The organism is Pseudooceanicola sp., from assembly GCF_029213205.1.
In the GTDB taxonomy this organism is placed as follows: Bacteria; Pseudomonadota; Alphaproteobacteria; order Rhodobacterales; family Rhodobacteraceae; genus Pseudooceanicola.
Genome location: NZ_JARGNH010000008.1, coordinates 134,756 through 142,701 on the forward strand (window position 1 = coordinate 134,756; position 7,946 = coordinate 142,701).

Consider the following 7,946-nt stretch of genomic DNA (forward strand, 5'->3'; position numbering starts at 1 on the left):
TCACCGCGCTGCAAAACCGTTACACTACGCCGGTCCGGCCCGGCGTCTGCGGGCCGGTTTAGCGGAGGGGCGAGATGCGGTCAGAGATGAAAAAGCTGAACGGCCAGGATTTCCTGATCCGTGAATCGGGCGATGCGGCGGCGGCGCCGGTGCTGATGCTGCACGGATTCCCGGAATATGGTGGGGCCTGGTCCGGGCTGGCGGAACGGCTGAGCGACAACTGGCGCTGCATCGCCCCGGATCAACGCGGCTATGGCCAGAGCTGGGCACCGCCCGAGGTCTCGGCCTACCGGGGCAGCGAACTGGCCGCCGACATGGCCGCACTGGCCGAAACCCTGGGACAGAAGGTCACCCTGATCGGTCATGATTGGGGCGCCTCGGTCGCCTATGCGCTGGCCATCGCCCGGCCCGACCTGATCGACCGGCTGGTGATCCTGAACGGTGTCCACCCCGGCCCGATGACCGCCGCGATCATGCGCGACGGGGCGCAGCGCCTAGCCTCGCAATATATGCGATTCTTGCGTGCCGAGGGGTCTGAAGAAAAGCTGGCGGCGGATAACTATACCAAGCTGCTGGGGTTGTTTGCCGAAGGCATGGACATGTCCTGGATGACCCCGGATCTCCGCGCCGAATATATCACCGAATGGTCCCGCCCCGGGCGACTGCGCGGCATGGTCAACTGGTATCGCGCCACCCGGATGCCGGTGCCTGAGCCCGGCGCGCCGAGCGAGCGGGTTGCGCTGGATCCCGAAACCTACCGGGTGCGGATGCCGCATCTGCTGATCTGGGGCATGGGCGACAAGGCGCTGCTGGCTGAGGCGACCGAGGGGCTGGAAACCTATTGCGCCGATCTGACCCGGGTCGAGCTGGCCGATGCCGACCATTGGCTGATCCACCAGAAACCCGACGAGGTGGCGGCGATCATCCGGGATTGGCTGACCGCCTGACCGGCACCCTTACCCCGGTTGGCTTCGCGTCGACCCCGATCAAGCCAGTGCGAAACCAGCGAGAAAGCAGACCCAAATGACAGAATTCAGCGATTTCATCCCCCAGGCGCGGGATTTCCTGATCCGGCTCAGGGCGGACAACAGCCGGGATTGGTTCGCCGCGCATCAGGACGAATACGATGCGACGATCAAAGCCCCCGCCAAACGGCTGCTGGATGAGATCGCCGCGCCGCTGGCCGGGATCACCGGCGCCAAAGTGTCCAAGAAACTGTTCCGCCCGCAGCGCGACATTCGGTTTTCCAAGGACAAGACCCCCTACAAGGATCATTGCCACATGCTCTGGCATGCGCCCGCCGGATCCGAGGTTGGCTATTATTTCGGTATTGCCCCGGATTACGTGCGGATCGGCGCCGGGATCATGGGCTTTAACGGGTCGGCGCTCGACCAGTGGCGCGGTTTGGTCGACAGCGCGACCGGTGCGGAGCTGGCGCAGCTGCTGGACAACCTGCGGGCCGCGGGCTGTGACATCTCAAAACCCGATCTGAAACGGGTCCCCGCCCCCTATGACAAGGATCACCCGCGCGGTGATCTGCTGCGCCGCAAATCGCTGACCGTCTGGAGCGACGTGGCCCCGGATATCAGCGACCTGCCCGAGGCGCTGATCCAGCGGTTTACCCGCTTTGCGCTGCTCGGTCGGTTGCTGAGCCAAGCCATATCCGGTTGACCGGCAGCGGATCAAACCTTTGACGTGATTTCAAGAAAGCCTTTGTAAATGCGACTTATTTCCTGCGCCGTAGCGATTTGTTCGCTGTTCAGCCTGTCCGCCGTCCACGCCGAGACCAAGGGCCCGCCACTGGCCGAAAAGGAGGTGGTGAATCGCAGCATCACTGCGCCGGTGCTGAAGATCGTGCTCTATTCCGATGGCACCTATGAACGCCGCGCCAGTTTCTATCCCCGCACTGGCAAGAAACATTGGGCCAGTGTCAAAGGCAAATGGACCCGCGACAAGGATGGCCGGTTCTACCTGACCCAAAGCCGCACCTATTTTCACGATTCCCGGTCAAAAAACAGCTATCGCGATGGCTCGTGCATACTGATCTATCGCAACAATCTGGGCACCATCCGCGCCGCGCTGTGGCACGCAAATGGCGACACCGGCGACGGGCCGGTGAAGATCCAATCCGCCAATGACGGCTATCATTTCCCCAGCATCAAAGCGTTGCAGGCCACCGGTGCCAAACAGATCACACCGGCGGCATTCCTCAAGGCAGCAACGGGGCGGAGTTTCGTCGTCGATCAATGGCTTGGCCTCAAGAACTTCAGCAAAGCCCGCAAGCCGGTGTTCCACCTGAGCGGCTTTGCCAATGGCGCAGCGCAGGCGACCAACCGGCAGGGCAAGACCGCTGCGGCCAAGGTCTATGGCCAGGGCAAATCGCTCTGCACCCATTTCAAGTTCAGCAACCTCTGGGCAGATGGGTGCGGCACCGCCTGGCAAACCCCGGATGGCCGGATCTATGTGGTGTCGGATAAATCCGGCTATGCCTATATGGGCGGCCAGTTTCGCTGACCGCGAAGTGCCGCGCAGGCGCGCCCACCGCCCAGATTGCCCGGTATCTTGCGGCCTCAGGCAGCAGGTCACCCTTATCTTGTGGACAATCCGCGCAGTGCCCTTCCCACCGGGCTGATCCTTTGTCATAGTAGCCAGCAAATCAAAAATGAGCAGAGCCCATGGCAGACGACCTTTTGGCCAGCGCGCCGCAAGCAACCTATGACGCCTCCTCGATCGAAGTGCTCGAGGGGCTGGAACCGGTGCGCAAACGGCCCGGCATGTATATCGGCGGCACCGATGAACGCGCCCTGCACCATCTGGTCGCGGAGATCCTCGACAATTCGATGGATGAGGCGGTCGCCGGTCACGCCACGCGGATCGAGGTTGAACTGCACGCCGACAATGCGGTGACCATCCGCGACAACGGGCGCGGCATGCCCTTTGATCCGCATCCAAAGTTTCCCGGTAAATCCGCGCTTGAGGTGATCCTGTGCACCCTGCATGCGGGCGGCAAGTTTTCCGGCGACAGCTACGAGACCTCGGGCGGGCTGCACGGGGTTGGTGCCTCGGTCGTCAACGCCCTCTCTGACAGCATGGTGGTGCAGGTGGCGCGCGACCGAAAACTGGTCGAACAGCGATTCTCACGCGGCATCCCGCTGGGCCCGGTGGCCGAGATCGGCGCGGCGCCGAACCGGCGCGGCACCACCACCACCTTTCACCCCGATGCCGAGATTTTCGGCACCTACAAGTTCAAACCGGCGCGGCTGTTCAAATCCATCCGCTCCAAGGCTTATCTGTTCTCGGGCGTTGAAATCCGCTGGAAATCCGAAGTGGATGATGGCGAAACCCCGACCGAGGCAGTGTTCCATTTCCCCGGCGGCTTGGCCGATTACCTCAAGGAAACGCTGGGCGCGTCGTCAACCTATGCCGACGCGGCCTTTGCCGGGCGGGTCGATTTTCAGGAACGCTTCGGCGTGCCGGGCCGGGTCGAATGGGCGATCAACTGGACCCCGGCGCGCGACGGTTTCATCCAGTCCTATTGCAACACCGTCCCCACCCCCGAGGGCGGCACCCATGTCGCCGGGTTCTGGAACGCGATCCTGCGCGGCATCAAGGCGTATGGCGAGCTGGTCAGCAACCGCAAGGCGGCGCAGATCACCCGTGACGACCTGGTGACTGGCGGCTGCGCGCTGGTCTCCTGCTTTATCCGCGAGCCGGAATTTGTCGGCCAGACCAAGGACCGGCTGGCCACGGTCGAGGCGCAGCGGCTGGTCGAGGGCGCGGTGCGCGATCACTTCGACAATTGGCTGGCCGCCGACACCAAGGCGGCGGGGGCGATCCTCGATTTCCTCGTCCTGCGGGCGGACGAACGGCTGCGCCGCAAGCAGGAAAAAGAAACCCAGCGCAAGACCGCGACCAAGAAACTGCGCCTGCCCGGCAAGCTGACCGATTGTTCGGCCACCAACCGCGAGGGCACCGAATTGTTCCTGGTCGAAGGTGATAGTGCCGGCGGCAGCGCCAAGATGGCGCGCAACCGCAAGAACCAGGCGCTGCTGCCGCTGCGTGGCAAGATCCTGAACGTGCTCGGCGCCGCCAGCTCCAAGATCGGCACCAATACCGAGATTCAGGATCTCTGTCAGGCGATGGGTGTCGGGCTGGGCAGCCGGTTCAAAGTTGACGACCTGCGCTATGACAAGATCATCATCATGACCGATGCCGATGTCGACGGCGCCCACATCGCCTCGCTGCTGATGACCTTCTTCTTCACCCAGATGCGGCCGATGATCGACCAGGGCCATCTGTTCCTGGCCTGCCCGCCGCTGTTCCGCCTGACCCAGGGCGCCAACCGGATCTATGCCAAGGACGAGGCCGAGCGTGACATCTGGCTGGAAAAGGGCCTGGGCGGCAAAGGCAAGATCGAGGTGTCGCGGTTCAAGGGTCTCGGTGAGATGGACGCCAAGGACCTCAAGGATACCACGATGGATCCGACCTCGCGCAAGCTGATCCGGGTCACGATTGACGAGGATGAGCCGGGCGAGACCGGCGATCTGGTGGAACGGCTGATGGGCAAGAAACCCGAGCTGCGGTTCCAGTATATCCAGGAAAACGCCCGGTTCGTGCAAGAGCTGGACGTCTGACCCGCCGCACCCGCTATTGCTGCAGCGTCTCGATGTAGTCGACCAGCGCCAGCAGCCCCGCAGGGGTGGGCAGGCGTGCACCGTCGGGGGTTTCATGCACCACCACGCCCCCGTCCAGCCGGCTGCCAAAGTCCGGCATCACATGGCCCTGCCCCGGGGCACCATACACAAACGCGATCACCCGGTCGCGCGGAAACACCCCGCCATTGTGCGCGGCAAGCTGGGTCAGATCGGCGGGTGGCACCGGCAACCCGGGCGCCATCACCCCGTCACCGTGACCCGATCCGCCATGGCAGGCCATGCAATTGTCTGTGTAGATCGCCGCGCCATCGACGGCAAAGGGGGTCACCCCCGGAAAACTGCCCGCCCCCTGGCACCCGGTCAGAACCACCGCCCCCAAGAGCAGGCCAAGTCTGTGCAAAATCCTCATACCGCCATTCAGGCAAAGACCCCGTGTCAGGTCAATGGTCTTGATCAATCCGCCTCCGGCAGTCAGGCGGCGCTCAACCGCCCGGACTCCAGCCGCAGCACCCGGTCCATGCGGGCTGCCAACTCCAGATTATGGGTGGCGATCAACGCCGCCAGCCCGGTGGAGCGCACCAGATCGACCAGAGTCGAGAACACCTTTTCGGCGGTTTCGGGATCCAGATTGCCGGTCGGTTCATCGGCCAGCAACAGACGTGGCGCATTGGCCAGCGCCCGGCAAAAGGCCACCCGTTGCTGTTCGCCACCCGACAATTGCGCTGGCCGGTGCCCGGCGCGGTCGGCAATCCCGACGCGGGTCAGCAGATCGCGCGCCCGCGTCCTGGCATCGCCCGGCGCCACCCCATTGGCCAGCTGCGGCAGCACGATGTTTTCCTCGGCCGAGAATTCCGGCAGAAGATGATGAAACTGATAGACAAATCCAACATCTGAACGGCGAACCGCAGTGCGGCGGCGGTCGCTGAGCCCGGTCATCTCCTGCCCGGCGATCCGCACCGAACCGGCATCCGGCGTGTCCAGCAGCCCGGCAATATGCAGCAGCGTCGATTTCCCCGCCCCCGAGGGCGCAACCAGCGCCACGATCTCACCGGGCGCGACCTGCAACCCGACCTCGCGCAGCACCCGGATTTCACCGGGTTGGCCGGGATTGTAGGTCTTGACCAGACCGGACAGCGACAGGATCGGCTCACTCATAACGCAACGCCTCGACCGGGTTCATCCGCGCCGCGCGGCGCGCCGGAAAGATGGTGACGACAAAGGACAGGCCCAGCGACAGGCTGACCGCCGAGAGCACATCGCCCAGCTGAAGTTTTGCCGGAAGCTGATAGATGCCGCGCACCGAGGCATCCCAGACACCTCCGCCGGCCAGGTAATTGACCATCGAGAAGATCGGATCGATCCAGATCGCAAAGGCGCAGCCAAGGATCACGCCGATCACGGTGCCGAGCACCCCGGTAAAGGCGCCGCAGATAAAGAACACCCGCAGGATCGACCCCTCGGTCAGCCCCATGGTGCGCAGGATGCCGATGTCGCGTCCCTTGTTCTTGACCAGCATGATCAACCCGGAAACGATGTTCATCGCCGCGATCAGCACCAGGATCGACAGGATCACGAACATCACATTGTCCTCGATCTCCAGCGCCCGTAGGAACGATCCGCTGGCGTCGCGCCAGGTCCAGGTCAGGATGCCGTCACCCGCCGCCACCGCCAGCGACATCGCCAGGTCATCGACCCGGTCGGGCTGTTCAACCATCACTTCAAGTTCGTCCGCCACACCCTTGCGGTTGAAATAAACCTGCGCCTCGTCAAAGGGCATATAGATGCGGGTGCGATCGATGTCATAGCGCCCGGCGGTGAACACATAGACCACCTCATAGGCGCTGATCCGCGGGCTGGTGCCAAAGGCGGTTTTGACCCCGTCCGGCGAGATCAGCCGCACCTTGTCGCCCAGCGTAACCCCCAGTTCCCGCGCCACGCCCGAGCCGATGGCGATGCCCTGATCAAATCGCGCAATATCGCCAAAGCTGGTGTCCGCGGCGGCGATGCGCGGGATGGTCATCAGGTTTTCACGCGTGATCCCAAAGACTTCAACGCCTGAGTTGCGGCCCTGCGCATTGGCCATCACCTGACCCTTGATCAGCGGCGCGACCCGTGTGACCCCGGGCACCGCCGCCACCCGCGCGGCCATCCCGTCGTAATCGACAATCGCCCGGCTGAGGCGTCCATTGGCATCCGCCTCGGCCTGCGGATAGAGCGTCACATGCGCGTTCGCACCCAGGATCGTGTCAACAAATTCCGCGCGAAACCCGGACCTTACCGCCAGAGTTGCAATCAATGCGAACACCGCCAGGGCGATGCCGATCAGCGAGATCCAGGTCATCACCGACACCCCGCCCTCGGCCCGCCGGGCCCGCAGATAGCGCCAGGCGATCAGGAATTCGAACGGCGCGAAAGGGGGGGTGCGGGTCGCCATGGCTGCTCCTGTTGGTCCCCATCAGGGTTGGCGGGAAGGTGGTGCAGCGGAGCGTGGAGGTCAAGGCGTCAGGCGCGGAACCAGCAGGGGCTGGCCTGCTGGTCCGGGGTCAGCGCCATTCGATGACAGGGGACAGGACCGCCTTGGCAGAACGGCCCGAGTCGCTCAATCCTCGTTGGGGTCATTTTCCGCCTCAGCCTGGGTCGCATGAACCGTGCCGTGCAAGTGATCCGGCGGCCCATAGATCGCGTAGAGCTTGATCGACTCATCGCCGGTATTGGTGATATTGTGCCAGAGTCCGGCCGGCACAAACACCGCCCAATCCGCACCCACCTCCTGATCGAAGTCCAGCTTGTCCTGGCTCGGCCCCATCTGAACCCGGCCCCTGCCCTGCTCAAGCCGCAGGAATTGGTCGGTGGTTTCGTGCACCTCCAACCCGATATCGCCGCCCACCGGGATCGTCATCAGGGTCAGCTGAATGTGCTTGCCGGTCCAGCGCGTGGTGCGAAAATCGGGATTGCCGAGGGTGTCCTGCTCAATGTTCACGACATAGGGGGTGGGGCCATGATCCTTGGTATCGGTCATCTGTCATCCTTTCAGGAAGCGCGTCTGGCTATAACGCCATCTATGGCGCGACAGGGCGCAGTCAAACCTGCGCCCGTGACAGATTGTCCGGATTGGTCGGGGTTTGGTGTGGTGGTGACTGGTCGATGACGGATGCGGAGAGGTTGGGTTGGGTTGCAGTTATTCGCTGCAAGCGCGAGGCGAATACGAATATGGTAGCACAGCAGACCTTCACTCTATTAAAGCGTCCCGCCTTTAACCTGCGACATATCCGGCAGCAGTGAAGTAATTCC

8 protein-coding genes are annotated in these 7,946 nt (G+C 63.4%); 4 read left to right on the forward strand and 4 right to left on the reverse strand.

Features of this window, described 5'->3' with window-relative positions; all coding sequences use genetic code 11:
• The first annotated feature begins 74 nt into the window (after positions 1–74).
• The 4 genes from P1U48_RS08880 to parE all read left to right on the forward strand — a co-directional run bounded on the left by P1U48_RS08880 (position 75) and on the right by parE (position 4,634).
• Positions 75–947 carry an alpha/beta hydrolase gene (locus P1U48_RS08880; protein ID WP_301068605.1) on the forward strand — a complete coding sequence of 291 codons (873 nt, stop codon included), beginning with the start codon at positions 75–77 and terminating at the stop codon, positions 945–947.
• A 76-nt stretch (positions 948–1,023) separates the two neighbouring features.
• Positions 1,024–1,671: a DUF2461 domain-containing protein gene (locus tag P1U48_RS08885; RefSeq protein ID WP_301068606.1), complete on the forward strand. Its 648-nt coding sequence runs from the start codon at positions 1,024–1,026 to the stop codon at positions 1,669–1,671.
• 48 nt (positions 1,672–1,719) lie between these two features.
• Positions 1,720–2,514, forward strand: a complete 795-nt coding sequence (locus P1U48_RS08890) for a hypothetical protein (protein ID WP_301068607.1) — start codon at positions 1,720–1,722, stop codon at positions 2,512–2,514.
• 161 nt (positions 2,515–2,675) lie between these two features.
• Positions 2,676–4,634 carry a DNA topoisomerase IV subunit B gene (parE, locus tag P1U48_RS08895; RefSeq protein WP_301068608.1) on the forward strand — a complete coding sequence of 653 codons (1,959 nt, stop codon included), beginning with the start codon at positions 2,676–2,678 and terminating at the stop codon, positions 4,632–4,634.
• Between the two features lie 13 nt (positions 4,635–4,647).
• On the opposite strand, the gene P1U48_RS08900 is transcribed toward parE, so the two are convergent.
• The 4 genes from P1U48_RS08900 to P1U48_RS08915 form a co-directional block, all read right to left on the reverse strand.
• Entirely contained in the window at positions 4,648–5,064 is a 417-nt protein-coding gene (locus P1U48_RS08900; RefSeq protein ID WP_301068609.1) for a cytochrome c, read from the reverse strand.
• Positions 5,065–5,126: 62 nt separating this feature from the next.
• Positions 5,127–5,810 (reverse strand): ABC transporter ATP-binding protein, encoded by a 684-nt coding sequence (locus P1U48_RS08905; RefSeq protein WP_301068610.1) that lies wholly within the window; start codon positions 5,808–5,810, stop codon positions 5,127–5,129.
• Positions 5,803–7,089, reverse strand: a complete 1,287-nt coding sequence (locus P1U48_RS08910; protein WP_301068611.1) for a lipoprotein-releasing ABC transporter permease subunit — start codon at positions 7,087–7,089, stop codon at positions 5,803–5,805. The genes P1U48_RS08905 and P1U48_RS08910 overlap by 8 nt, the downstream gene beginning before the upstream one ends.
• A gap of 165 nt (positions 7,090–7,254) precedes the next feature.
• Positions 7,255–7,674, reverse strand: coding sequence for a cupin domain-containing protein (locus tag P1U48_RS08915; protein ID WP_301068612.1), 420 nt, complete (start codon positions 7,672–7,674; stop codon positions 7,255–7,257).
• Positions 7,675–7,946 lie beyond the last annotated feature (272 nt).